The 24,016-nt window shown below is 70.6% G+C and carries 22 protein-coding genes; 16 read left to right on the top strand and 6 right to left on the bottom strand.

Annotated features, from left to right (window positions below; genetic code table 11):
* The first annotated feature begins 24 nt into the window (after positions 1–24).
* The 11 genes from ribD (at position 25) to ACFWH5_RS12935 (ending at position 10,757) form a co-directional block, all read left to right on the top strand.
* A complete protein-coding gene (gene ribD, locus ACFWH5_RS12985) occupies positions 25–1,053 on the top strand; it encodes a bifunctional diaminohydroxyphosphoribosylaminopyrimidine deaminase/5-amino-6-(5-phosphoribosylamino)uracil reductase RibD (RefSeq protein WP_378835171.1) in 1,029 nt (342 codons plus the stop codon).
* A complete protein-coding gene (locus ACFWH5_RS12980; RefSeq protein ID WP_378835169.1) occupies positions 1,053–1,682 on the top strand; it encodes a riboflavin synthase in 630 nt (209 codons plus the stop codon). The genes ribD and ACFWH5_RS12980 overlap by 1 nt, the downstream gene beginning before the upstream one ends.
* On the top strand, positions 1,679–2,953 hold the full coding sequence (ribA, locus tag ACFWH5_RS12975; RefSeq protein WP_378835168.1) for a GTP cyclohydrolase II: 1,275 nt from the start codon (positions 1,679–1,681) through the stop codon (positions 2,951–2,953). The genes ACFWH5_RS12980 and ribA overlap by 4 nt, the downstream gene beginning before the upstream one ends.
* Positions 2,950–3,426: a 6,7-dimethyl-8-ribityllumazine synthase gene (gene ribH, locus ACFWH5_RS12970; RefSeq protein WP_378835166.1), complete on the top strand. Its 477-nt coding sequence runs from the start codon at positions 2,950–2,952 to the stop codon at positions 3,424–3,426. Before ribA ends, ribH begins: the two co-directional genes overlap by 4 nt.
* Positions 3,427–3,472: 46 nt before the next feature.
* A complete protein-coding gene (locus tag ACFWH5_RS12965; protein WP_378835165.1) occupies positions 3,473–3,829 on the top strand; it encodes a Fe-S protein in 357 nt (118 codons plus the stop codon).
* A gap of 150 nt (positions 3,830–3,979) precedes the next feature.
* Positions 3,980–5,155: an ABC transporter substrate-binding protein gene (locus tag ACFWH5_RS12960; RefSeq protein WP_378835163.1), complete on the top strand. Its 1,176-nt coding sequence runs from the start codon at positions 3,980–3,982 to the stop codon at positions 5,153–5,155.
* A gap of 25 nt (positions 5,156–5,180) precedes the next feature.
* On the top strand, positions 5,181–6,056 hold the full coding sequence (locus ACFWH5_RS12955; RefSeq protein WP_378835162.1) for a branched-chain amino acid ABC transporter permease: 876 nt from the start codon (positions 5,181–5,183) through the stop codon (positions 6,054–6,056).
* Positions 6,056–7,789 carry an ATP-binding cassette domain-containing protein gene (locus tag ACFWH5_RS12950; RefSeq protein WP_378835160.1) on the top strand — a complete coding sequence of 578 codons (1,734 nt, stop codon included), beginning with the start codon at positions 6,056–6,058 and terminating at the stop codon, positions 7,787–7,789. The genes ACFWH5_RS12955 and ACFWH5_RS12950 overlap by 1 nt, the downstream gene beginning before the upstream one ends.
* A 4-nt stretch (positions 7,790–7,793) precedes the next feature.
* Entirely contained in the window at positions 7,794–8,507 is a 714-nt protein-coding gene (locus tag ACFWH5_RS12945; RefSeq protein WP_378835785.1) for an ABC transporter ATP-binding protein, read from the top strand.
* Positions 8,504–9,727: an alpha-hydroxy acid oxidase gene (locus tag ACFWH5_RS12940; RefSeq protein WP_378835159.1), complete on the top strand. Its 1,224-nt coding sequence runs from the start codon at positions 8,504–8,506 to the stop codon at positions 9,725–9,727. Before ACFWH5_RS12945 ends, ACFWH5_RS12940 begins: the two co-directional genes overlap by 4 nt.
* A 148-nt stretch (positions 9,728–9,875) precedes the next feature.
* The gene (locus tag ACFWH5_RS12935) at positions 9,876–10,757 is read left to right on the top strand and encodes a hypothetical protein (RefSeq protein ID WP_378835158.1); all 882 of its coding nucleotides are present in this window, start codon (positions 9,876–9,878) and stop codon (positions 10,755–10,757) included.
* A 56-nt stretch (positions 10,758–10,813) separates the two neighbouring features.
* On the opposite strand, the gene ACFWH5_RS12930 is transcribed toward ACFWH5_RS12935, so the two are convergent.
* A complete protein-coding gene (locus ACFWH5_RS12930) occupies positions 10,814–11,845 on the bottom strand; it encodes an LD-carboxypeptidase (protein ID WP_378835157.1) in 1,032 nt (343 codons plus the stop codon).
* A 73-nt stretch (positions 11,846–11,918) separates the two neighbouring features.
* Here ACFWH5_RS12930 and ACFWH5_RS12925 point away from each other — a divergent pair, with 73 nt between their 5' ends.
* Both ACFWH5_RS12925 and ACFWH5_RS12920 read left to right on the top strand, forming a co-directional pair.
* Positions 11,919–12,125 carry an AsnC family protein gene (locus ACFWH5_RS12925; protein ID WP_378835155.1) on the top strand — a complete coding sequence of 69 codons (207 nt, stop codon included), beginning with the start codon at positions 11,919–11,921 and terminating at the stop codon, positions 12,123–12,125.
* Between the two features lie 27 nt (positions 12,126–12,152).
* Complete coding sequence (locus ACFWH5_RS12920) at positions 12,153–14,030, top strand: ABC transporter ATP-binding protein (protein WP_378835154.1); 1,878 nt, start codon at positions 12,153–12,155, stop codon at positions 14,028–14,030.
* Between the two features lie 253 nt (positions 14,031–14,283).
* Here ACFWH5_RS12920 and ACFWH5_RS12915 read toward each other — a convergent pair whose 3' ends face one another.
* Positions 14,284–16,155, bottom strand: a complete 1,872-nt coding sequence (locus tag ACFWH5_RS12915) for a phosphoenolpyruvate carboxykinase (GTP) (protein ID WP_378835153.1) — start codon at positions 16,153–16,155, stop codon at positions 14,284–14,286.
* A gap of 109 nt (positions 16,156–16,264) precedes the next feature.
* On the opposite strand from ACFWH5_RS12915, the gene ACFWH5_RS12910 reads away from it, so the two are divergent.
* Entirely contained in the window at positions 16,265–17,707 is a 1,443-nt protein-coding gene (locus ACFWH5_RS12910; protein WP_378835151.1) for a helix-turn-helix domain-containing protein, read from the top strand.
* A 71-nt stretch (positions 17,708–17,778) separates the two neighbouring features.
* On the opposite strand, the gene ACFWH5_RS12905 is transcribed toward ACFWH5_RS12910, so the two are convergent.
* From ACFWH5_RS12905 to ACFWH5_RS12895, 3 genes are read right to left on the bottom strand one after another with little or no spacing between them, the layout of a single operon-like run.
* Entirely contained in the window at positions 17,779–18,555 is a 777-nt protein-coding gene (locus ACFWH5_RS12905) for a thioesterase family protein (RefSeq protein ID WP_378835150.1), read from the bottom strand.
* Positions 18,556–18,607: 52 nt separating this feature from the next.
* A complete protein-coding gene (locus ACFWH5_RS12900; RefSeq protein ID WP_378835149.1) occupies positions 18,608–19,657 on the bottom strand; it encodes a winged helix DNA-binding domain-containing protein in 1,050 nt (349 codons plus the stop codon).
* Between the two features lie 49 nt (positions 19,658–19,706).
* Entirely contained in the window at positions 19,707–21,155 is a 1,449-nt protein-coding gene (locus tag ACFWH5_RS12895; protein ID WP_378835148.1) for a glyceraldehyde-3-phosphate dehydrogenase, read from the bottom strand.
* Between the two features lie 276 nt (positions 21,156–21,431).
* Here ACFWH5_RS12895 and ACFWH5_RS12890 point away from each other — a divergent pair, with 276 nt between their 5' ends.
* Both ACFWH5_RS12890 and ACFWH5_RS12885 read left to right on the top strand, forming a co-directional pair.
* On the top strand, positions 21,432–22,853 hold the full coding sequence (locus ACFWH5_RS12890; protein WP_378835146.1) for an amidase: 1,422 nt from the start codon (positions 21,432–21,434) through the stop codon (positions 22,851–22,853).
* 4 nt (positions 22,854–22,857) lie between these two features.
* Positions 22,858–23,532 carry an HAD-IA family hydrolase gene (locus ACFWH5_RS12885; protein ID WP_378835145.1) on the top strand — a complete coding sequence of 225 codons (675 nt, stop codon included), beginning with the start codon at positions 22,858–22,860 and terminating at the stop codon, positions 23,530–23,532.
* Here the strand turns inward: ACFWH5_RS12885 and ACFWH5_RS12880 are convergent.
* Positions 23,519–23,956, bottom strand: coding sequence for an Lrp/AsnC family transcriptional regulator (locus ACFWH5_RS12880; protein WP_378835144.1), 438 nt, complete (start codon positions 23,954–23,956; stop codon positions 23,519–23,521). The genes ACFWH5_RS12885 and ACFWH5_RS12880 overlap by 14 nt on opposite strands.
* Between the last annotated feature and the right edge of the window lie 60 nt (positions 23,957–24,016).

The raw sequence follows: 24,016 nt of genomic DNA, 5'->3' as shown, positions 1-24,016 counted from the left end.
GGATGCCTGAATGAAGGACGACGGATGGCTGTGACCGAGGCGGAGCGCCGGGCGATGACCCGTGCTCTCGAGCTCGCCGGCAACGGGCCCCGGGGCCTTAACCCGCAGGTCGGCGCCGTCATCCTCTCCGCCGACGGCGAGATCCTCGCCGAGGGCTGGCACCGCGGCGCGGGGACCCCGCACGCCGAAGTCGACGCCCTCTCGAAGCTCGCTCCCGGCGCCGCGCACGGCACCACCGCCGTGGTGACCCTCGAGCCGTGCAACCACACCGGCCGCACCGGCCCGTGCTCCCAGGCGCTCATCGACGCCGGTGTGGCACGCGTCGTGCACTCCCTCGACGATCCCGGCGACGTGTCCGGGGGCGGCGCTGAGCGCCTGCGGGCCGCGGGCGTCGACGTCGAATCCGGCGAACAGGCGGCCACCGCCCGCACGGTCATCGCCGACTGGCTCGAGGTGCAGCGCCTCGGCCGGCCGCACGTCACGGTGAAATGGGCGCAGAGCCTCGACGGCCGCGCCGCGGCATCCGACGGCACCAGCCAGTGGATCACCGGTCCCGACGCCCGCGCCGACGTGCACCGGCGCCGCGCAGCATCCGACGCCATCGTCGTCGGCACCGGCACCGTGCTGGCCGATGACCCGTCGCTGACCGCGCGCGACGGCGACGCGCTTCTGCCCCACCAGCCGGTACCGGTCGTGATCGGCTCGCGAACGACCCCTCCCGGCGCCGCGCTGCGCCGGCATCCGCACCAGGCGCTGTTCTACGACACCCGCGATCTCGCCGTCGTCCTCGACGATCTGCGCGAGCGCGGTGTGCAACGCGTGTTCGTCGAGGGCGGCCCCACGCTCGCCAGCGCGTTCGTCGCCGCCGGTCTCGCCGACACCGTGCTCGCGTACATCGCACCTGTGCTGCTCGGCGGACCCCGCCTCGCCCTCACCGACATCGGCGTGGGCGGCATCGCCGAGGCGCGCCGCCTCGCCGTCGACGAATGGATGCCGCTGGGCGACGATCTGCTCGTGATCGCCCGCCCCGCGGCGGCTACGGAAGGAGACTGATGTTCACCGGAATCATCGAGGAGATCGGCGAGATCGCCGCGATCACCGCCTCCGGCGACGGCTGGCGACTGACCGTGCGGGCCCCGCAGGCCGCAATGGACGCCGTGCACGGCGAGTCGATCGCCGTCAGCGGCGTGTGCTTGACCGTCGTCGGCTCCACCGCCGAGTCGTTCGACGCCGACGTCATGAAGCAGACGCTCGACGTGTCGGCACTGGGCGCCCTTCAGGTCGGCTCCCGCGTCAACATCGAGAAGGCGATGCCCGCCGGCGCCAGGCTCGGCGGTCACATCGTGCAGGGACACGTCGACGGCACCGGCTCCGTGATCGACGTGCGCCCCGGCGATCAGTGGCGAGTGCTGCGCATCAGCATGCCCGCCGATCTCGCACCGCTCGTCGTCGACAAGGGATCGATCACCGTCGCCGGCACGTCGCTCACGGTGAGCGCCGTCAGCGAGCCGGACGAGACCGACGCCTGGTTCGAGGTCTCGCTGATCCCCGAGACGCTCGAGGCGACCGTCCTCGGCGACCTCGCGCCCGGCGACACCGTCAATCTCGAGACCGACATCCTCGCCCGTCACGTCGAGCGCCTGCTCGCGTTCCGCACTGCTCCGGAAGGAGGCTCACGATGAGCCTTGCCACCATCGCCGAGGCCCTCGACGCGCTGCGCGCGGGACGGCCGATCATCGTCGCCGACGACGAGGACCGCGAGAACGAAGGCGACGTCATCCTGTCGGCAGAGCTGGCGACACCGAGCTCGGTGGCGTGGATGGTGCGCTGGTCGTCGGGCTTCATCTGCGCGCCGATGCCCGCCGATCTCGCCGACCACCTGAACCTGCCCCCCATGGTGGAGGCCAACGAGGACGCCCGCTCCACGGCGTACACGGTGAGCGTGGATGCCGCCAGCGGCGTGACGACCGGCATCAGCGCCGGCGATCGCGCCCACACCCTGAACGTGCTGGCGAACCCGGAGTCGACCGCGACGAGCATCATCCGGCCCGGCCACGTGCTGCCTCTGCGTGCCGTGGACGGCGGGGTGCGCGAGCGCAGCGGCCACACCGAGGCCGCGGTCGAGCTGATGCGCCTGGCCGGTTTGAACCCGGTCGGCGCCATCGCCGAGGTCGTCGCCGAGGACGGCAGCATGATGCGGATGCCCGGTCTGCTGGAGCTCGGTGAGCGCGACGGTGTGCCCGTCATCACGATCGAGCAGCTGATCGCCCACCTCAACGAGGTCGACCCGCTCGACGGGGCGGCCGGCCGCCCGCCGCACGGCCGCCGTCGGGTGAGCCTGCGCGCCGACGCGAACGTGCCCACCGAGCACGGCATGTTCCGCTTCCTCGCCTACAAGGACCGGGTCACCGGCACCGATCACATCGCCGTCGTCTCGGGCGAACCCGGCGACACCGCGCTGGTGCGCGTGCACTCCGAGTGCCTCACCGGCGAGGCGTTCGGGTCGCTGAAGTGCGAATGCGGCCCGCAGCTGGATGCCGCGCTCGACGCGATCGAGCAGGAGGGTGGCATCGTCATCTACATGCGCGGCCATGAGGGCCGCGGTATCGGCCTGATCAACAAGCTGCGCGCCTACAGCCTGCAGGAGGACGGCCTCGACACCGTCGACGCGAACCTCGCTCTCGGGCTGCCGGCGGATGCCAGGGAGTACGCCGCCGCGGCCGGCATCCTCGCCGACCTCGGTGTGTCGAAGGTGCGCCTGCTCACGAACAACACCGACAAGGTGAACAAGCTGCGCGAGCTCGGCCTCGATGTCGTCGAGCAGGTGCCGCTGATCGTCGGCGTCGGGCCGAACAACCACCAGTACCTCGAGACCAAGCGCGACCGCATGGGCCACATCATCGGCGAAGCCGAGCTGGCCGAGGCGCTCGCACAGGGAAAGGACCGCGCATGAGCCGCGAAGGAGCACCCACGACGCAGACCCCGGTCGACGGCAGCGGCCTGCGGGTCGTCGTCGTCGCCGGCACCTGGCACGACACGATCACCGACGGGCTGATCGCCGGCGCGCAGCGCACCCTCGATGCCGCGGGCGCCGCGCACTCGCTCGTGCGGGTTCCCGGGTCGTTCGAGCTCGCCGTCGCGGCGCAGGCGGCGTTCGCGGGCGGCGCGGATGCGGTCGTCGCGCTGGGCGTGATCATCCGTGGCGGGACGCCGCACTTCGAGTACGTGTCCGCGGCGACCACCGACGGTCTCACGCGCGTCGCCCTGGATGCCGGCAAGCCGGTCGGTTTCGGCGTGCTCACCCTCGACGACGAGCAGCAGGGCATCGACCGCGCGGGCCTGGAGGGCTCGAAGGAGGACAAGGGCGCCGAGGCCGCGGATGCCGCGCTGCGGACGGCCCGCGTGATCGCGAACCTGCGCGGCTGATCGGGGAGCACCACCGGGCGGCGCCGGTTCGGCTAGCCTGAGGTCCATGGAGACCCTGCGCCACATCGTGCTTTTCATCCACCTGATCGGCTTCGCGGTCCTGTTCGGATCGTGGGCGGTGCAGGCGTTCGGCGGTGCGCGCGAGATCACCCGGCTCATGCACGTCGGCATCTCCATCGCCGCGGTCGCCGGACTGGCGCTGGCGGCGCCGTGGGGCCTTCCCGACGGCGCCGAGATGAACTACGCCAAGATCGGCACGAAGCTCGTCGTGCTGCTCGTCATCGGCGCCTTCCTCGGCATCGGACAGGCCCGTCAGCGGAAGGCCGGTGGCGTGCCGCCCGTGCTGTTCTGGGGCGTCGGCGTGCTGACGCTCGTGAATGCGGGCATCGCCGTGCTCTGGTGAGCATCGCGCCGCCGCCACCGGACCCGCCGCACTATGATCGATCCATCGCCAGCGCGCTTCGAAGAGGTTGCCGCGCCCTGCAGGCAATGACGCTCCACCCGGTCGACGTCGCGCCGGCGAATCTGAATCACTCGTTCATCGGAGATACTCATGCGCAACGTCGTCCGCACCGCAGTCATCCTGTCAGCATCCGCCCTCGTCCTGGCCGGCTGCAGCGCCGGCGGTGAGGGCGGCGGAGGCGGCTCCGCTGAGGGCCTGAAGGGCACCGGCAGCGGCGAATCCTGCGTGATCGAGGGCACCGTGCAGGTCGGCGCGGCTCTCAGCCTCACCGGGGGCGCCGCGAGCTACGGCGAATCGCAGCAGAAGGGTCTCGAACTGGCCCTCGAGGAGCTCAACGCGGCGGAGGGTGTCGAGTACGAGCTGAAGGTCGAGGACGACGGCACCGATCCGCGTCAGGCCATCGGCGTCTTCGAGAACTTCGTCGGCGACGGCACCAGCGCCATCATCGGCCCCACCCTCTCGAACACGGCCTTCCAGGCGCAGCCCGTCGCGCAGGAGGCCGGTGTGCCGGTGCTCGCGATCTCGAACACGGCCACGGGCATCACCGAGCAGGGCGACTTCATCTTCCGCGACTCGCTGACCGAGGCGCAGGTGATCCCGCAGACCATCGCGGCGGCCACCGAGAAGCTCGACCTGCAGAAGGTCGTCGTGATGTACAGCAACGACGACGCGTTCACCGAGTCCGGCTTCCAGGTCATGGAGTCGGCACTGAAGGACGAGGGCGTGGAGATCGCCGACACCCTCACCTTCTCGGTGAAGGACACCGACTTCCGCAGCCTGCTCACCGCCGCGAAGGAGAAGGACGCCGACGCGATCGTCGTCTCCGCGCTCATCGAGGCCGCGATCCCGCTGGTCACCCAAGCGCGTGAGCTGGGCATCGACCAGCCGATCATCGGAGGCAACGGGTTCAACAACCCCCAGCTGATGGCGGATGCCGGCGATGCCGCCGAGGGCGTCATCGTGGGCGCCGCGTGGAACTCCGCATCCGACAGCCCCGAGAACACCGACTTCATGGCGGCCTTCGAGGAGAAGCACGGCTCGGCCCCCGACCAGTTCGCCGCGCAGGCCTACACCGGCCTGAAGATCATCGACCACGCCGTCCGCGCGAACTGCTCGGGCGAACGCGCCGACATCCAGGACGGCCTGACGCAGGTGAAGGACCTGGCCACTCCGCTGGGCGCGATCAGCATCAACGAGAACCGCGACGCCGAGCACCCGGCCGTGGTGCAGATCGTCGAGGACGGCACGTTCACTGTCCTGAAGTGATCCGCGTTCCGCGAGAGGGAACCCCATGCAGCAGCTGCTGAACGGCCTGTTCCTCGGATCGATCTACGCGCTGTTCGCCATCGGCTTCACGCTGGTGTTCGGCATCCTGGATCGTCTGAACCTGGCCCACCCGGCCGCGTTCGCCGCCTCGGCGTTCGTCGGCATCTGGCTCACCGATACGTTCGATCTACCGATCGCCCTCGTGCTGGTGATCGTGTTCGCCTTCGGTGCGGTCCTGGGCCTGCTCATCGAGCGACTCGCCTTCCGGCCGTTGAAGGACCGGCCGGACGCGCACTTCGCCGGACTGATCTCGTCGATCGCGATGGGCGGCATGACCATCGCGCTCCTGCAGGCGGTCTTCGGCCCGAACACACGGCGCTTCCCGCCCGACACCGTGCCGGATGAGAGCATCCCCTTCGCGGGGGTGACCGCGAGCACGCTGCAGCTGGTGATCCTGGGCGTCTCGCTCGGGCTGATGATCGCGCTGACGGTGCTGGTCGGCCGCACCGCTCTCGGCCGCTCGATGCGCGCCGTGGCGGAGAACCCGACCGCTGCACGCGTGCTGGGCGTGAACGTCGATCGCGTCACGGCGATGACGTTCGCCATCTCGACCGCACTGGGCGCCGTCGCCGGCGTGCTGTTCGCCCTGAACGTGAACAGCGCGCAGCTGGGCATGGGCGGCGCGATCGAGTTGAAGGGTCTCGCGGTGATCATCGTCGGCGGGATGGGGTCGCTGCCCGGAGCACTCATCGGCGGCCTCATCCTCGGCATCGCCGAGGTGTTCGCCATCCAGTACATCGGCTCCAGCTGGCGCGACCTCATCGCGTTCGCGCTGCTGTTCGTCATCCTGCTGCTGCGCCCGCAGGGGCTCTTCGGCAAGCGCCGGATCCGGGAGGTGTGATGCTGTTCACCGAGTCGACACTCGTCTTCATCGCGCTCAACGGCGTCTTCGCGTTCTCGTTCTACGCGGTGCTCGTCGCCGGACAGCTCAGCCTCGCACAGGCCGGCTTCGCGGGCATCGCCGCGTTCACCGCCGCGACCATCACCCCGGCTCCCACACAGTGGGGCCCGCTGCCCACACTGCTGTTCGCCATGGTGGTGGGGATGCTGGTGGGCGCTGTCGCCGCCGTGATCCTCGGCCTGCCGACGATGCGGCTGCGCGGAGTGTTCCTCGCGATCGCCACGCTCGGCTTCGCCGAGGCCATCCGCATCTTCATCCTCAACGCGGAGTGGACCGGCGGGGCGCAGGGCATGCCCGTGCCGAAGATCATGACGCCGCTGATCGCATGGATCGTGCTGGTCATCGTCGCGTACTGGTTCTGGCGTCAGGGACGCTCCCGCTACGGGCGCGCCCTCGAGGCCATCCGCGAGGACGAGCTCGCCGCCCGGTCCATCGGCATCAACGTCGGCGGCCACCGGCTCAGCGCGTTCGTCGCCGCCGGCGTGCTGGCGGGGCTGTACGGCGTGATGTGGGCGTACTACCTGCGACTGATCGCCCCCGAGGACTTCGCGTTCGAGAAGGCCATCGACGGCCTCGTGACCGCGGTCGTCGGCGGCACGGCGAACTTCGCCGGCCCCATCCTCGGCAGCGGGTTCCAGACCCTGCTGCCCGAGCTCCAGCGTGCCGTCGGCATCGAGGCCGGCTGGATCCGCCCGTTCCTCTCCGGCCTGCTCCTGCTGCTGGTGATCCTCTATCTGCCGGGCGGCATCGCGAGCCTCATCCCTCGGCGCCGGCAGCGCATCGACGTGAGCGCGCTCGACGGCGGTGCCGTCGTCGCCGGACGCGTGCACCCCGCGAAGGGCGAGGTCGTCGCCGAGCTGAAGGGGCTGTCGAAGGAGTACGGCGGCGTCCATGCCGTCCGCGGCGTCGACCTGACCGTGCGCAGCGGTGACGTCGTCGGCCTGATCGGTCCGAACGGCGCCGGCAAGACGACGCTGGTGAACATGATCAGCGGCCTGATCCCGCCGTCCTCGGGCACCGCCACGGTGCTCGGCGTGCCGGTCGGACGCACGCCGGTGCACAAGATCGCCGCCGCCGGTGTGACCCGCACCTTCCAGCACTCCAAGCTGTTCAACCGGCTGACCGCCCTCGAGAACGTGCTGATCGGCGCGCACCTCGTCGCCAGGCCGACGTTCCTGCGCCGGCTGCTGTGGCTGCCGTCGGCCCGGCGCGACGAGCGACTCGCGCTCGAGCACGCCGCGCGCTGCCTGCGCAGGGTGGGTCTGCTCGACAAGGCGAACGACACCGCGACGTCGCTGTCCTACGGCGACCAGCGCCGCCTCGAGATCGCCCGCGCTCTCGCGGCCGACCCGTCGCTGCTGATCCTCGATGAGCCCGCCGCCGGCATGAACCATGTCGAGGCGGAGGGTCTGTCGGCGCTGATCCGCTCGCTCGCCGCAGACGGCCTGACGATCATCTTCATCGAGCACAACGTCGGCATGGTGCTCGACACGTGCGACCACATCGTGGTGCTGAACTTCGGCGAGGTGCTCGCCGAAGGCACGCCCGGCGAGATCGCCGCCGACGAGCGTGTCATCGAGGCCTACCTCGGTGCGGCCGACACGGAGGCCGCCGGGAGTGGGCCGGACACCGCGCCGGGCGAGGAGCCCCGCAAGGAGGGTCACCATGGCTGAGCCGCTGCTGCGCGTGAAGGACCTGAAGGTCTCGTACGGCCGCGTCGACGCGGTGCGCGGTGTCTCGTTCGACGTCGCGGCCGGATCGCTGGTCACCCTGGTGGGTGCGAACGGCGCCGGCAAGTCCTCCATCATCAACGCCATCTCAGGGGTCGTGCGGCCTTCGGCGGGCACGATCACATTCGACGGGACGGACATCACCCGAATGAAGTCCCACCGCCTCGTCCCCCGCGGTCTCGTGCAGGTGCCGGAGGGTCGGCAGGTCCTGGCGACCATGACGATCGCCGAGAACCTGCAGATGGGCGCGCGCTTCCACGGACGGGGCGCCTCGGGCGCAATTGATGAGATGTACCAGCGCTTTCCCGTGCTGGGCGAACGTCGCAAGCTGCCCGCGGGATCGCTGTCGGGGGGTGAGCAGCAGATGCTGGCCATCGGCAGGGCGATGCTGGCACGGCCGAAGCTGATCCTGATGGACGAGCCGTCCATGGGGCTCGCCCCGAAGATCGTGAACGAGGTGTTCGGCGTCATCGACGAGGTGCTGGCCGGCGGCACGACCGTGCTGCTGGTCGAGCAGAACGCCCGTCGCGCGCTGCAGGCGGCTCACGAGGGCCACATCCTGCAGAACGGCCGGATCGTGCGCTCCGGGGCCTCCGAGCAGCTGCTCGCCGACGACGACATCATCCAGGCCTACCTCGGCACCGGCCGGGCGAAGGGATGACCGACCGGCGGCGCGCCGCTCGCCGAGTGCCGACCTGGGGTGCGATCGCTCCCCTGCTCGGGTTCCGCCGCCCGGTGTGGAATGCGACCGACCGCCGGCTCGCGAAGGCGCTGTCGGTGAAGGATCTCGCCCGCCTCGCCCGGCGCACCACCCCGCGCTCGGTGTTCGACTACGTGCACGGCGCGGCCGAAGACGAGCGAGGCCTGGCGCGGGCCCGGCGGGCCTTCGCCGAGGTCGAGTTCGAGCCGCGGGTGCTGCATGACGTCGCCGCCATCGACACCTCGACCACGATCCTGGGCCGGCCGGCGTCCATGCCGCTAATCATGGCGCCGACCGGCTTCACCCGGATGATGCACCATGAGGGCGAGATCGCCGTCGCCGCCGCCGCGGCCAGGGCCGGCGTGCCCTACACGCTCTCCACGATGGGCACGACCGCCCCCGGCGAGCTCATGACGGCGGTGCCCGACGGCGACAACTGGTTCCAGCTCTATCTCTGGAAGGACCGCGACGGCACCAGGAAGCTGATCGACGACGCGCGGCGGGCGGGCTACCGCACTCTGGTGCTCACCGTCGACACCCCTGTCGCCGGCAACCGGCTGCGGGACGCCCGCAACGGACTCACCATCCCGCCGACGCTCAATCTGAAGACCATGTGGGACATCGCGTGGCATCCGGCGTGGTGGTTCAACGTGCTCACCACCGATCCGATCGAGTTCGCCAGCCTGCGCTCGTTCGACGGCACCGTCGCCGAGCTGGTGGCCAAGATGTTCGACCCCAGCCTGAGACTCGAGGACCTCGCCTGGCTGAGGGAGCAGTGGGAGGGAACGCTCGTCGTCAAGGGCATCCAGTCGGTCGCCGACGCACGGCGCGTGGTGGATGCCGGGGCGGATGCTCTCGTGGTGTCCAACCACGGCGGCCGCCAGCTCGACCGCGCGCCCACGCCGCTGCGTCTGCTGCCCGAGGTCGCGGCCGCCGTCGGCGACGACGCCGAGATCTTCCTCGACACCGGCATCCTGTCCGGCGCCGACGTCCTCGCCGCCGTGGGGCTCGGCGCTGACGCCTGCATGATCGGCCGCGCCTACCTGTACGGCCTGATGGCCGGCGGCGAGCGCGGCGTCGACCGGATGCTGCAGATCATGCGCTCCGAGGCCGTGCGCACGATGCAGCTCACCGGCGTCTCGACCGTGCACGAGCTTCGCGGCAGGGTGCGGTTGGGCTGACCGGGACTTCCGGTACAGGCTCCTCGGCTATTACCGGGCTCGGCGGTCGCGCGTCAAGACGCTGTCGAAGTCGGATGAGCCCGGATAGACCGGAGGGGCACCCTCGGTCGGGGACAGCCCTCGGCGCACGACAGGGGAGGTCAACACCATGGACTGGTTCGGATTGGGCGCGGTGCTCTCGGGCATCGGCCATTTCATCCTGCAGCTGATCGTCTTCCTCATCATCCTGCTGATCGGATGGCTGATCGCGAAGAGCATCGCGAAGGGACTCGAGTATCTGTTCAAGAGACTCGGCTTCCACCGGCTGCTCGATAAGGCGGGCATATCGCGGCTGCTCGCCCCCACCGGCATCGACCCGCTCACGCTCGTCGTCAAGCTGGTCTACTACTTCATCCTGCTGATCGCGCTGCTGCTCGCCCTGGGCGCCTTCGGTCCGAGCAACCCCGTCTCGGGCATCGTCGAGGAGATCATCGGCTGGCTGCCGCGAGTACTCGTCGCGATCGTCATCGTGATCGTCGTGGCCGCCATCGCCAACTTCGTGGGCGACATCATGCGCCCGGCGCTCGCGAAGTTCCGCTTCGGCGCCCTGCTCACCCGCATCGTGACCATCTCGATCATCGTGATGGGTGTGATCGCGGCACTGAACCAGATCGGGGTCGCCGTCACGGTGACCATGCCCATCCTCATCGCCGTGCTCGCCGCGCTCGTCGGCATCGCGATCGTCGGCATCGGCGGCGGGCTGATCGAGCCGATGCGCCGCCGTTGGGAGAAGTGGCTCGGCGCGATGGAATCCGAGATCGCCTCGCCGTCGGCGCCCGCCGCGACGACCTCGGTGCACACGGCCGCCACCAGTGGCGGTCCGGCGGCTTCGACCCAGCCGCCCGCGACCCCGCCCACCACGCCGCCGTCGACACCGGACGCGCCGCACACCCCGCCCGCTCCGCCGGCGACGCCGCCCACGAATCCCCCCGCGCCGCCGACGGCTCCGCCGGCACCGCCCAGCGCGCCGCCGGCACCGCCCCAGTACTGACGCTCGGATGACGACGATGATTCCCCGCAGGGTGCCCTGCGGGGAATCTCGGCGTGTCAGTAGACGGCGGTCACCGTCCGCCTCGCGCCGTCGAGAGTCATCTCCCCGCCGTACGGGACGATCCACTGCGGGCGGGTGTGCCCGAAGGGCACGCCGACGCACACCACCGCATCCGGGTTGTACCGGTGCAGCTGCTCGATCACGACGTCGCGCTGGGCGGCGCGCAGCGCCAACCGTTCGGTCTGCGACGGCATGACATCGAAGGTGCTCACGACGGGCCTCGCGACGACGACGCCCGCAACGGCGCCGAGCAGACCCCGCTCGCCGAACGACCGCAGATGCTCGGCGACGGTCTCGGCCGGGGTGAGCTGTTCGCTGGTCTCCAGCAGCAGCAGCGTCCCTTCCAGCTCGTCGTTCGACGGCAACCGGTCTGCCAGGGCGAGCTGGACGAGCACTTCCAGACAGCCGCCCCACGTACGCCCGGTGACCCGTTCGGCCGGGCCCGCCCAGCTCCACGGCTCGGCCGACTCGCGATCCCCGAACTCGGTGAGTGCCGCGCTGCTCTCCCAGCGCCGGCCGAAGTCCTCCGACTCACCGGGCTCGGTGAGTTCGATCTCGCCGCCGTCGAGCAGCGCGGCGCGCAGCGAGCGCAGCTGCACCTCGTCCACAGCGGGGCCGGCGCCGAGGTGCACCTGAGTCGACCCGCCGTGATAGCCGGCGACACCGTGCCGCCACAGCCAGTTGAGGATGTTGGTGTTGTCGCTGTATCCCACGAAGGGCTTCGGGTCGGCGAGCGCGACCGCCGCGTCGAGATGCGGGGTGACGAGGATCTGGTCGTCGCCGCCGATGGTCGCGAGGATCGCCCGGATGCTCGGATCCGCGAACGCCGCATTGACGTCGGCCGCACGCGCCTCGGGGCTCGCGCCCAGCTGCCGCGTGGTGGGGAACTCGACGGGGATCAGACCCGTGAGATCGGCCAGCCGCCGCATGGCCTGTTCGTGGATCGCCGCGGACACGGCGGGCGCAGCGAAAGCCGGCGAGAGGATCGCCACCCGGTCACCGGGGCGCGGTCGGGGAGGTGTCAGCATCCGTCCATCCTGCCCGAGACCGTGCGTCAATCGAGGTTGACAGAGTGTCCTGCGTCAACCTATATTGACAGACATGACCGTTCGCACAGCCGTCGCCACCGATCCCGAGGACGAGCCCCTCGCCGAGCTGCACAGGCTCGCCGGGATCCGCACCGAAATCGCGCGCGCCGAGGAGGCGCAGGTGCGACGAGCACGGCTCGCCGGCTACTCGTGGCAGTCGATCGCCAGCGCACTCGGCGTGACCAGACAGGCAGCGCATAAGAAGTTCGGCAGACAATAGAGGCGCCCCCTCCCAAGAAGGATCCTCATGTCCCGCACGGCGACAGCACGCCGACGCGGACGCGGCGCAGCGCAGGATGGACCGCGCGCCACGTTCCGCCAGCTCCTCCCCTTCCTTTTCGAGCACAAGAAGGTCCTCTGGGTCGTCGCGCTGCTCAGTGTCATCGGCGCAGCGGCCTCGCTCGTGCAGCCCCTGCTCGTCGGGCAGGTCATCGACCGGGTGCAGCGCGACCAGGCCCTCGGTTCTCTCGTATGGATGCTGATCGGCTTCGTGATCGCGGCATCCGTCATCTCGGGCTATCAGCACTACCTGCTGCAGCGCACCGGCACCGCGGTGGTGTACTCCAGCCGGCGCAAGCTGATCGCCCGCATCCTGCACCTGCCCATCAGCGAGTTCGACGCACGACGCACCGGGGATCTCGTCTCGCGCGTCGGCACCGACACCACACTGCTGTACGCCGTGCTGACCCAGGGCCTCGCGGACGCGGTCGGCAGCTCGATCCTCTTCATCGGCGCGCTCGTCGCGATGCTGATCATCGACCCGCTGCTGCTGGTGCTCATCGTCGTCGTCATCGGCACCTCCGTGGTCGTCGTCGTGCTGCTCAGCAGCCGCATCCGCACGGCATCCGCCGCTCAGCAGCACAAGGTCGGCGAGCTGGCATCGGGGGTCGAGCGCGCGGTGTCGTCGATCCGCACCGTCCGCGCCTCCGGCGCGACGCAGCGCGAGACGGACGCCGTCAGCGGCATCGCATCCGACGCCTACGGTCTGGGCGTGCGCATCGCGAAGATCTCGTCCATGGTGGTGCCGGTGGCCGGCATCGCACTGCAGCTCTCGCTGCTGGTCGTACTCGGCGTCGGCGGGTTCCGCGTGGCGTCGGGAGCGCTGAGCATCGCGGCGCTGGTGACGTTCATCATGTTCCTGTTCATGCTGGTGATGCCGCTCGGCGAGGCGTTCGGGGCGATCACGTCCGTGAACCAGGCACTGGGTGCGCTGGGGCGCATCCAGGAGGTGCTCGACCTGCCCACCGAAGCCGAACGCGATGAGGCGGATGCGGCGGCGACCGCCGTGCCGGTCGCGGGGTCGGCGGCGATCGAGTTCCGCGACGTGCGCTTCCGCTACCCCGAGAACGTCACCGCCGCCCGCGCCGCGGCGGCGAAGGAGGCGCAGAGCGTGCTCGTCGACGCCCATCTCGAACGGCACGCCGAGCGGATCGAGGCGCACGACCCCGAAGTGCTCAAGGGCGTGACCTTCGCCGTGCCGCGCGGCTCCCGGGTTGCCCTGGTCGGCCCCAGCGGCGCGGGCAAGAGCACGGTCCTCGCGTTGATCGAGCGGTTCTACGACCCCACGGGCGGTTCGATCCGGGTGGACGGGCACGATCTGCGCACCTACCCGCGCGACGAGCTGCGTGCCCGGTTCGGCTACGTCGAGCAGGATGCGCCGACGCTGGCCGGAACGCTCGCCGACAACCTGCGGCTCGCGTCGCCGGATGCGACGGATGCCGACTGCGAGCGCGTCCTTCGCGCCGTGAACCTGGGCGACGTGCTCGAGCGCAGCCCGCTGGGACTGCAGGCGCAGGTCGGCGAGGACGGCGTGATGCTGTCGGGTGGTGAGCGTCAGCGTCTCGCAATCGCCCGCGCGCTGCTCACGAAGGCGCCGATCCTGCTGCTCGACGAGTCGACCTCCTCGCTCGACGGCGTGAACGAGCAGCGGATGCGCGAGGCGATCGACGCCGCCGCATCCGACCGCACCCTGCTCGTGATCGCGCACCGGCTCTCGACCGTCGTCGACAGCGACCTCATCATCGTGCTGCAGGACGGCCGCGTCGTCGGGCAGGGCACCCACGCCGAGCTCGTCGAGTCGACACCCCTGTACCGCGATCTCGCCAGGCACCAGCTGCTGGCCTGAGTCCCGCGCCGTCGCTGCCGGCGCGGGTTCCTCCGCCCAGAGCGACTGTCACACTTTTCCGCATCCGTCACACGAATCGACGTGACAGTTGCCGAAAAGTGTGACAGTGGTGCGGGGGCAGCCGCGCCGGCGTGACAGTTGCCGAAAAGTGTGACCGTGGGGCGGGGCAGCCGCGCCGGCGTGACGCGACGGCGGGATGCCGGGACCACTCAGCCATGGGTTCGTCCCTGACATCCCGCCGTCGCGGGTCTGATCAGCGCGCGGCGGTGAGCCGGTAGCGCAGCGCCTCGAGCTCGCTGCGCAGCGCCGCCGGGAGCTTGTCGCCGAAGACGGCGTAGAACTCCTCCGTCGAGTCGGCCTCGGCGAGCCACGCGTCGGTGTCGATCGCGAACAGCGCGTCGAGATCCGCGTCCGTGATGTCGAGTCCCTCGAGGTTCAGGTCCTCCCGGCGCGGCAGCCGGCCGATGGGCGAGTCGACGGCAGCGACCTCACCCGAGATGCGACGGATGATCCAGTCGATCACGCGCGCGTTGTCGCCGAACCCCGGCCACAGGAAGCGGCCGTCCGCGCCGCGACGGAACCAGTTCACCTGGAAGATGCGGGGAGCGCGGTCGAAGCGCAGCGTGCGCCCCACCTTGAGCCAGTGCGCGAAGTAGTCGCCCATGTTGTAGCCGCAGAACGGCAGCATCGCGAACGGGTCGCGGCGCAGCTCGCCGACGGTGCCCTCGGCGGCGGCGGTGCGCTCCGACGAGATCGTCGACCCCAGGAAGACGCCGTGGGTCCAATCGGTCGCCTCGACGACCAGGGGCACGTTGCTCGCACGCCGTCCGCCGAAGAGGATGACGTCGAGCGGCACGCCGTCCGGGTCCTCCCAGTCGTCGGAGATCTGGGGGCACTGCGCGGCGGAGACCGTGAAGCGCGAGTTCGGGTGAGCAGCAGGGCGCCCGGACTCCGGAGTCCACGGGTTGCCCTCCCAGTCGATCAGCCCGGCCGGCGGGGTGTCGGTCAGACCCTCCCACCACACGTCGCCGTCGGGTCGCAGCGCGACGTTCGTGAAGATCGTGTTGCCCCACAGCGTCTCGACCGCGGTGACGTTGGTCGACTCGCCGGTGCCGGGCGCGACCCCGAAGAAGCCGGCCTCGGGGTTCATGGCGTACATGCGACCGTCCTCACCGGGACGGATCCAGACGATGTCGTCGCCGAGGGTCTCGACCTTCCAGCCCCGGACGGTGGGGCGCAGCATGGCGAGGTTCGTCTTGCCGCAGGCCGAGGGGAACGCCGCGGCCACGTGGTAGGCTCTGCCGTTCGGATCGGTGACGCGGATCAGCAGCATGTGCTCGGCGAGCCAGCCCTCGTCCCGCGCGATCACCGACGCGATGCGCAGTGCGAAGCACTTCTTGGCGAGGATGGCGTTGCCACCGTAGCCCGATCCGTACGAGTACACCTCGAGCGTCTCGGGGAAGTGCACGATGTACTTCTCGTCGTTGCAGGGCCAGGACACGTCCTGCTGACCGGGCTCGAGCGGCGCGCCGACGGAGTGGACGGTCTTGACCCAGGGGGCACCTTCGGCGATGCGCCGGGTCACGGCATCCCCCACGCGGGTCATGATGCTGATGGAAGCCACCGCGTACGCGCTGTCCGTGACCTGCACGCCGATGTGCGAGAGCGTGCCGCCCACGGGACCCATCGAGAACGGGATGACGTACATGGTGCGCCCGCGCATCGAACCCTTCAGCAGACGGTTCATGGTCTCGCGCATCTCGGCGGGGTCGGCCCAGTTGTTCGTCGGCCCGGCATCCTCCTCCTTCTCGGAGGCGATGAAGGTGCGCCCCTCGGTGCGCGCGACGTCGCTGGGGTGCGACCGCGCGAGGTACGACCCGGGGCGCCACTCGGGGTTGAGCTTGATGAGCTTGCCCTCGTCGACGAGCTCGTGCAGCAGCGCGTCGTTCTCGGCGCGCGATCCGTCGACCCAGTGCACCCGCTCGGGCTGCGTCAGCGCCGCGATGCCGTCGACCCACGCGCGAAGCTCCGCCATGGCCTCCGTGTCGTACGTCGGAACAGCCCCGAAAGCTCGCGCGGGTGCGACGGACGGGACGTGCGGAGTGTAGGTCTCGGCGATGGCCATGTCTGCTCCTTGTCATCGGGATGCTGTCCACCCATCTTCTTCGCAGATATCCCAGACTTTCGAGGCTTCCGTGGCGAAAGAAGCGAAATTCCTTCGCTATGATCAAGGAATGGCGACCAGCGGACTGGAACTCAGCACCCTCGGGCACCGCATCCGGCATCACCGCACCCGGAACGGCTTCACCCTCGACGAACTCGGCTCGCGGGTCGGCATCGCGGGCTCTCAGCTGAGCCTGATCGAGAACGGCAAGCGAGAGCCGAAGCTGTCGCTGCTGCAGTCGATCGCCGATGCGTGCAGCACAGAGGTCGCCGATCTCATCTCCGGCGAGCCGCCGAACCGCCGCGCCGCGCTCGAGATCGAGCTCGACCGCGCGCAGGCGAGCCCGGTGTTCCGCCAGCTCGGCATCGCGCCGGTGCGCGTGACCAAGGGGATGACCGACGAGATGATCGAGGCGGTGCTCGGACTGCATCGCGAGCTGCAGCGCCGCGAGCGCGAGGCCATCGCGACCCCCGAGGAGGCCAGGCGTGCGAACACGGAGATGCGCCTCCGGATGCGCGAGCAGGCCAACTACCTGCCCGACATCGAGAAGCTCGCCGAGAAGCAGCTCAAGGCGGCGGGGCACACCTCGGGCGCGCTGACGCACCGCACCGTGAGCATCATGGCGTCGAAGCTCGGCTTCGAACTCATCTACGTCGACGATCTGCCGCACTCGACCCGGTCGATCACCGACCTCGAGCACGGTCGCATCTACCTGCCCCCGGCGTCGATCCCCGGCGGGCACGGCCTGAGGTCCATGGCGCTGCAGGCCATGGCGCACCGGCTGCTCGGGCACACTCCCCCGACCGATTACGCCGACTTCCTGCAGCAGCGCCTGGAGATCAACTACTTCGCGGCCTGCTGCCTGATCCCCGAGACCGCGGGCGTCGCCTTCCTGCAGCAGGCGAAGAAGGACCGCAATCTCGCCGTCGAGGACTTCCGCGATGCGTTCGGCGTCACGCATGAGGCGGCCGGGATGCGCATGACGAACCTGATGACGCACCACCTCGACATGCGCCTGCACTTCCTGCGCGTGGACGAGAACGGCGCCATCACCCGGGTGTACGAGAACGACGACCTGCCGCTGCCCATGGACGTCACCGGCGCCGTCGAGGGTCAGCCCGCGTGCCGCAAGTTCTCGGCGCGCGCTGCATTCGAGCAGCGCAACCGCACCACGGAGCACTACCAGTACACCGACACCCCGGCCGGCACGTTCTGGTGCTCGACCCAGACCGGATCGGCGAGCGACGGCGGTTTCTCGGTGACGGTGGGCGTCCCGTTCGACGATGCGCGCTGGTGGCGCGGGCGCGAGACCGCGGACCGCGCGCAGTCGAGCTGTCCTGACGAGTCGTGCTGCCGGAGGGCCTCCTCGGCACTGAGCGACCGCTGGGAGGGCCGGGCGTGGCCGAGTGCGCGGGTGCACACCCACATGTTCTCGCCGCTCCCCCGCGGCGCCTTCCCCGGTGTCGACGACAGCGAGGTGTTCTCGTTCCTCGACCGGCACGCCGACGGGTGATCAGCGGCGCGCGCTGCGGCCGTGCAGTGCGTTGTGCGGCCGCGCACAGCGACCATCCGGCCGTGCGGTGGTCAGCGCGGACGCACGGTCAGCGTCTGCGATGACGTGCCGAGCGGGCCCGTCGCGTCGCTGAGAACCGATTCGGTCAGACCCACTCCGTCTGCGCCGAACGAGACGGAGGTGTCGAGCCCGAACCAGTCGCCCGCCGGCTCGCGGAACAGACTCGCCGTCAGGTCGACGTTCGGGTAGAGGGCCACGTCCGGGAGCACGCGGGTGGCGATGCCGTTGGCGAAGTCGACCATGCCGAGCATCCGCGCACGCGACGAGACCTCCTCGTCGGCCAGCAGCGCCGGCACCGGGCGGATCCAGCATCGTGACCGCCCGGCGTCGACGAACTCGCGGTGCGCCTCGATCGAACGGATCGCACCGCCCTGCCAGACGTCATCCGGCGACCACGACGGCAGCGTCTCGCGTGCGGGCATCGCCGGCAGCTGAACGCCCTCGATGGCCCGGGTGTCGTGCTGCTGCAGCATCCATCCGCGCAGCGTCACCGCGGCACGCCCGCCGTGGCGGGCCGTGACCTCGACCAGCTCGATCGTGCGTCCGGCACGCACCACCCGGGTGTCCACCTCGAAGGCGTCCATCGGGATGACACCGAGGATGTCGTAGCTCGCCCGCGCGAGCACGAGAGGAGCGTCGGGCCTGCGCGCCGCGTGCTCGAGCTCGGCGATGTGCGCGAGCAGTCCGAACATCGGCGCGATGTGCTGCTCCTCGGGGTTCCACGCCCCGCCGACGTGCGCGGTGGGTGCGAAGGCGGTCTCGGACAGGCGGCGGAAGTAACTCGTCACGCCCCTCATTCTGCCAACCGCCTGCGGCGGCGGTGGCACGTCGCACTCTGCGTCATCCCGCGACGAAGCGCGCGAAGCGATCCAGGGCGGCGCCGACCGCCTCCGGATCGTGGTCGTCGCCGAACAGCTCGGGCGGCGTTCCGCGCGCGGCATCCGCATGCGACCAGGTGCCGACGACGCGACCGCTCTCGATCAGCGTGGGGCGGACCATGCCGTTCTTCCCCGGTCCGACGGCGGCGAGGTGCTCGGGCGCGCAGACGGCGGTGCGGTCGGCGTAGGAGATGTAGTACTCGTCGAAGGCCGGCAGCGCGAACGCCGAGGCTGATCCCGGTGAGCGACGCCGTGCCGCATCGGCCGCGAAGAGCCCCTCCTCGACCTCGCGGACGCGATCGCGTGCCCGCTCGGCCGCCTCGCGGGCGCCGCCGAGCGTCAGCCCGGACCACCATGCGAAGTCTGCGGCGCCGGCCGGGCCATGACCGTCGATGTAGCGCACGAACAGCTCGGCGAGCGGATCCGCCGGGGCGGTCGCGTCGCGCACCCAGTCCTCCACGAGGACGAAGCGCTGATCCCGGGCGACACCGGCCCCGTTCGGCTCGATCGGCCCCTGGCAGATCTCCCCCGCGATCGTCAGTGCGAACAGCAGATGGATGCCGCGCTGGTTCCTCGGGTCGATCCCCGCGCTCTCCAGCAGTGCGAAGGCCTCGGACCGCGAGCACCCTCCCTCGCGCAACGCCGGTCGCAGTGCGCGTGAGGCGGTCGTCATCACCTCGTCGTCGATGCCGAGGTCGCGGTGCCGTGCGGCGGCCTGCTGACGCTGCCTGTCCGCCGTCACCGACAGCACCCACGCGAGGTCTCGCGCCGGAACGATGTGCAGGGTGCCGCGCATCGTCCAGGCCCGCACCAGCTCGCCTCGTGCGAAGGCGGCATCCACGGCGCTGAGGGTCGGCGACCCCTTCGTGCGCACGCCGAGCGCCCACCGTCCGGCCAGCAGATCCTGGCTCTGCACGGCGAGCATGTGGTGCGCAGCATCCGCCGCCGTCGCGGCCGGAGCGGTCAGCCGATGCGAGCGCAGGCGAAGGTCGAGAAGGCGGCGAAGCGTCATGCCCTCATCTTCGCCGCACCCGCCGACACCGGGCCCGCGCCGTGCCGGATCACGCGCGCAGCGTCACCTCGCGGCGGCGGGGCAGCACCACCGGGTGCGAGCCGGCCATGACCTCGAGCACGCGCACCACCTGGCAGGAGTAGCCGTACTCGTTGTCGTACCAGACGTAGAGCACGACGTCGCGGTCGTTCGCGATCGTGGCGAGACCGTCGACGATTCCTGCGCGGTGCGAGCCGACGAAGTCCGTCGACACCACCTCGGGACTCTCGACGTAGTCGATCTGCTGGCGCAGCTTCGAGTGCAGCGAGGCGCGACGCAGGTAGTCGTTCAGTTCGTCCTTGGTGGCCGGGTCCTCGAGCGTGAGATGCAGCACCGCGAGCGAGACGTCGGGGGTCGGCACGCGGATCGCCGAGCCGGTCAGCCTGCCCTCCAGCTCGGGCAGCGCCCTGGCCACGGCCTTGGCCGCGCCGGTCTCGGTGATGACCATGTTCAGCACCGCCGATCGGCCGCGGCGGTCACCCTTGTGGAAGTTGTCGATGAGGTTCTGGTCGTTGGTGAACGAGTGTACCGTCTCGACGTGGCCGCGCACGATGCCGTACGCCTCATCCACGGCCTTGAGCACCGGGGTGATCGCGTTGGTCGTGCACGATGCCGCCGAGATGATGCGGTCGTCGGGTTCGATCGTCGCGTCGTTGATGCCGTGCACGATGTTCTTCAGGGCGCCCTTGCCCGGGGCGGTGAGCAGCACACGCGCCGCGCCCTTCGCCTCGAGGTGTCGGTGGAGACCGGCCTCGTCGCGCCAGCGTCCGGTGTTGTCGACGACGATGGCGTCGTGGATCCCGTACGCCGTGTAGTCGACGGTCGCCGGGTCGTCGGAGTAGATCACCTGGATGCGGTTGCCGTTGGCGATGATCTGGGAGCGCTCCTCATCGACGTCGACCGACCCCTCGAAGCGCCCGTGCACCGAGTCGCGCAGCAGCAGCGATGCACGCTTGACCAGGTCGTTCTCGGACCCCCGCCGCACCACGATCGCGCGCAGGCGCAGCCCGCTGCCCCCGCCGGTGTGGCTGATGATGATGCGGGCCAGCAGGCGGCCGATGCGGCCGAAGCCGTACAGCACCACGTCCACCGCAGGCGCAGGTGCCGCACCGAGGGCCGGAGCGAGTGCCTCTCGCAGGAATTCGTGCAGATCCCGTCCGCTCGCCGCGTGCTCGCCCGCGAGGCGGGCGACGTCGAGCGACGATGCGCCGGGAGCGACCTCGCGCAGCGCCTCGAGCACGGCCAGGGTGTCTTCCAGTGCGAGCTGCTCGTGCCCGAGCTGGGCGACGCGCTCGTGCACCTCCAGGATGCCGGTCGTGGAGAGTCCGAGGAGCCGGTGCCCGTGCAGCGACGTCACGACATCGCGGTCCCGGTTCAGTCCGCCGATCAGCGGGATCATCCGCTCGGCGAGTTCTTCTCTGACCTTCCAATCGTCGCGGTGCGCGGCGAGATCGTCCATGTGCGTCCTTGCTGGTGTCGTCGATGCCGGGCGGGTCTCTCGGCAGGCGGTGAGCGGGCGGACCGCCCTTCTTCAGCGTATGCGGCGGCGATCGGCGGCCCTCGTCGATCGGTGGCGCAAAGATCCGCCGTTGCCCACGTCCGGTTAAGAACCGGCATCTTCGCGTTCGAGCTGCCGAGCGCTCCGGCGCACCCGGGCGGTGAACTCCGCCGCAGAACCCCGGGCGGCGGACTCGGCCGCGCAGCCCAGCCCAGCCCGCGGGCCTAAGCTCGCCTCATGGGCGAGCTGCACGATCTCACGGCGATCGAGCAGCTGGCGGCGCTGCGACGCGGCGAGATCTCCCCCGTCGAGCTGGTCGGACACTATCTCGCGCGCATCGCCGAGGCCGACGATCAGCTCGGGGCGTTCACGGAGGTGACCGCGGATGCGGCCCTCGCCCGCGCTGAGCAGCTGTCGCGCAGCCGACCGCACGGTGCGCTCTGGGGGCTGCCCTTCGGCGACAAGGATCTCGTGGCCCGTGCCGGGGTTCCGACGAGGTACGGGTCGCGCCTGCACCGCGACCTGATCCCCGAGGTGACCGCGCCTCAGGCCGCCGTGCTCGACGAGGCCGGCGGGATCAGCCTCGGCAAGACCAGCACGCCGGAGTTCGGGCTGACCGGATACACCGAGACGGCGATCGGGCCGCCCGCGCGCGACCCGTGGAACCCTCGCAACGGCGCGGGCGGCTCCAGCGGCGGCGCCGCCGTCGCGGTCGCCGCCGGCCTGCTGCCGATCGCACCGGCATCGGACGGCGGCGGGTCGATCCGCATCCCCGCCGCGACCGTCGGTGTGGTCGGCCTCAAGCCCTCCCGGGGCCGGGTGCCGTTCGCGTCGGGCCTGGACAGTCCGGGCGGCCTGGCCGTCGCCGGCCCCATCGCCCGCACGGTGGCCGACGCGGCGCTGCTGCTCGATGTGCAGGCCGGTGGCCGCCCGCACGCCTACGCCACGCGCGCGCCCGGGTCCGGTCCCTTCCTCGACGCGGCTCTCGCGCCGGCGGCATCCGCGCGCATCGGCGTGACCACCGTCTCGCCGTGGGACGACGCGGAGGAGATCCGGCTGGACCCGGATGCCGCCCGCGCCGTGGACGTCGCCGCCGCGCTGCTCACGGATGCCGGACACGGGGTCGACGGCTTCCCATGGCGCCCGGACGGGTACCCGGAGATGTTCACGACGCTCTGGCGGATGAGCGCGGCGCGCATGGCGCTGTCGGACGCGCAGCTGGAGCTCGTCGAGCCGATCACGGCGTGGCTCGCGAGGCAGGGACGAGCGCTCAGCGGTGTGCAGGTGCTGGACGCCCTGGCGGCGGCATCCGCTTTCGAGCATGCGACGATCACGGCGTTCGCCCCGTTCGATGCCGTGCTCACGCCCGCGCTCGCCCTGCCGGCGCGTCCGATCGGCTGGTTCGACCGGACGGACGCCGCGCGCAACTTCTCGCAGCAGGTGCGCTACGCGCCCTACAGCAGCTTCGTCAACGTGGCAGGGCTGCCGGCCATCGTCCTGCCGGTGACCGTCGACGCGTCCGGGCATCCGGTCAGCGTCCAGCTCATCGGGAGACCGGGTGGCGAGGCGGCGATCATCGCCCTCGCCGCCGTGCTGGAGCAGCGCGCGGGACGAATGCCGCGCCCGGCGATCTGGCACCAGCATGCCCGGCTACGCTGAGAGCATGACCACGACGATCCGCGCCCGTGCCGTGCTGCTCGACATGGACGGAACCCTCGTCGACTCCACCGCGGTCGTCGAACGCCTGTGGCTGCAGTGGGCGAAGCCGCACGGTATCGATCCGGAGCGTGTGCTCAGCGTGGTGCACGGCCGGCAGGGGCACCAGAGCATGGCCATCCTGCTGCCCGAGCGCGACCACGCCATCAACCTCCTCGAGAACCAGCAGATGCTCGAGCGGGAGACCGGTGACGTCGAGGGCGTCGTCGCGATCGGCGGTGCGCAGCGCCTGCTCGAAGCCCTGCAGCCGCATCCGCACGCCATCGTCACCTCCGCGGACGTGGCGCTGATGACGGCGCGCATGGACGCCGCTGGTCTCACCGTTCCGGCGCTGGCCGTGACGGCCGAGAGCGTCACGGCGTCCAAGCCGCACCCGGAGGGCTTCCTCAAGGCCGCGGCTTCCCTGCAGGTCGACCCGGCCGACTGCGTCGTCTTCGAGGATTCGCCCGCCGGCATCGAGGCGGGCCTGGCCGCCGGGATGGTCGTCATCGGCGTCGGCCCGCACGCCGCCGCGAACGCGCCGACTCATGCCGTCGCGGATCTGACGCACGTCTCGATCGTCGGCACGGACGACGGATTCGAGATCACCGTCGACGAATCGGAAGCCGTCACTCGCGGCTGAAGTCCTCGAAGATCAGGGTGGTGCGCGTCGAGCGGATCGACGGGATCGCCTGGATGTCCTCGAGCACGATGCGGCGCAGATCGCGGGCATCGCTCGCGCGCACCAGCAGGATGACGTCGAAGTCGCCGCCCACGAGCGCCATGTGCTCGACCTCGGGAATGGCACGCAGGCGCTCCTGCACGTCCTGCCACGTGGCCTGCTCGATCGCGAGCATGACGTAGGCCGAGGCGTGGTGGCCCAGCTGCACGGGGTCGGTGCGCACCGTGTACCCGGTGATGACGCCCGACTCGGTCAGGCGCTTGATCCGCGCATGAGCGCCGGCCCGGGAGATGTGCACCGTGTCGGCGATGGCCGTCATGGACGCGCGCGCGTCGCGGCGCAGTTCATCGAGGATCGCCTGATCCGTGGCGTCCATCACCGTCATGGGAACCCCTTCGTTCTGTCCACGGGATTCTGACACTCTGCACCGCGAAAGCGCAATCCT

Source organism: Microbacterium sp. NPDC058345 (genome assembly GCF_042723855.1).
Lineage (GTDB): Bacteria > Actinomycetota > Actinomycetes > Actinomycetales > Microbacteriaceae > Microbacterium.
This window is presented reverse-complemented; position numbering and strand designations above follow the sequence as displayed.

Coding starts and splice junctions, on each gene's coding strand:
- ribD (WP_378835171.1), top strand. CDS start 25: ATGGCTGTGACCGAGGCGGAGCGCCGGGCGATGACCCGTGCTCTCGAG.
- ACFWH5_RS12980 (WP_378835169.1), top strand. CDS start 1,053: ATGTTCACCGGAATCATCGAGGAGATCGGCGAGATCGCCGCGATCACC.
- ribA (WP_378835168.1), top strand. CDS start 1,679: ATGAGCCTTGCCACCATCGCCGAGGCCCTCGACGCGCTGCGCGCGGGA.
- ribH (WP_378835166.1), top strand. CDS start 2,950: ATGAGCCGCGAAGGAGCACCCACGACGCAGACCCCGGTCGACGGCAGC.
- ACFWH5_RS12965 (WP_378835165.1), top strand. CDS start 3,473: ATGGAGACCCTGCGCCACATCGTGCTTTTCATCCACCTGATCGGCTTC.
- ACFWH5_RS12960 (WP_378835163.1), top strand. CDS start 3,980: ATGCGCAACGTCGTCCGCACCGCAGTCATCCTGTCAGCATCCGCCCTC.
- ACFWH5_RS12955 (WP_378835162.1), top strand. CDS start 5,181: ATGCAGCAGCTGCTGAACGGCCTGTTCCTCGGATCGATCTACGCGCTG.
- ACFWH5_RS12950 (WP_378835160.1), top strand. CDS start 6,056: ATGCTGTTCACCGAGTCGACACTCGTCTTCATCGCGCTCAACGGCGTC.
- ACFWH5_RS12940 (WP_378835159.1), top strand. CDS start 8,504: ATGACCGACCGGCGGCGCGCCGCTCGCCGAGTGCCGACCTGGGGTGCG.
- ACFWH5_RS12935 (WP_378835158.1), top strand. CDS start 9,876: ATGGACTGGTTCGGATTGGGCGCGGTGCTCTCGGGCATCGGCCATTTC.
- ACFWH5_RS12930 (WP_378835157.1), bottom strand. CDS start 11,845: ATGCTGACACCTCCCCGACCGCGCCCCGGTGACCGGGTGGCGATCCTC.
- ACFWH5_RS12925 (WP_378835155.1), top strand. CDS start 11,919: ATGACCGTTCGCACAGCCGTCGCCACCGATCCCGAGGACGAGCCCCTC.
- ACFWH5_RS12920 (WP_378835154.1), top strand. CDS start 12,153: ATGTCCCGCACGGCGACAGCACGCCGACGCGGACGCGGCGCAGCGCAG.
- ACFWH5_RS12915 (WP_378835153.1), bottom strand. CDS start 16,155: ATGGCCATCGCCGAGACCTACACTCCGCACGTCCCGTCCGTCGCACCC.
- ACFWH5_RS12910 (WP_378835151.1), top strand. CDS start 16,265: ATGGCGACCAGCGGACTGGAACTCAGCACCCTCGGGCACCGCATCCGG.
- ACFWH5_RS12900 (WP_378835149.1), bottom strand. CDS start 19,657: ATGACGCTTCGCCGCCTTCTCGACCTTCGCCTGCGCTCGCATCGGCTG.
- ACFWH5_RS12895 (WP_378835148.1), bottom strand. CDS start 21,155: ATGGACGATCTCGCCGCGCACCGCGACGATTGGAAGGTCAGAGAAGAA.
- ACFWH5_RS12890 (WP_378835146.1), top strand. CDS start 21,432: ATGGGCGAGCTGCACGATCTCACGGCGATCGAGCAGCTGGCGGCGCTG.
- ACFWH5_RS12885 (WP_378835145.1), top strand. CDS start 22,858: ATGACCACGACGATCCGCGCCCGTGCCGTGCTGCTCGACATGGACGGA.
- ACFWH5_RS12880 (WP_378835144.1), bottom strand. CDS start 23,956: ATGACGGTGATGGACGCCACGGATCAGGCGATCCTCGATGAACTGCGC.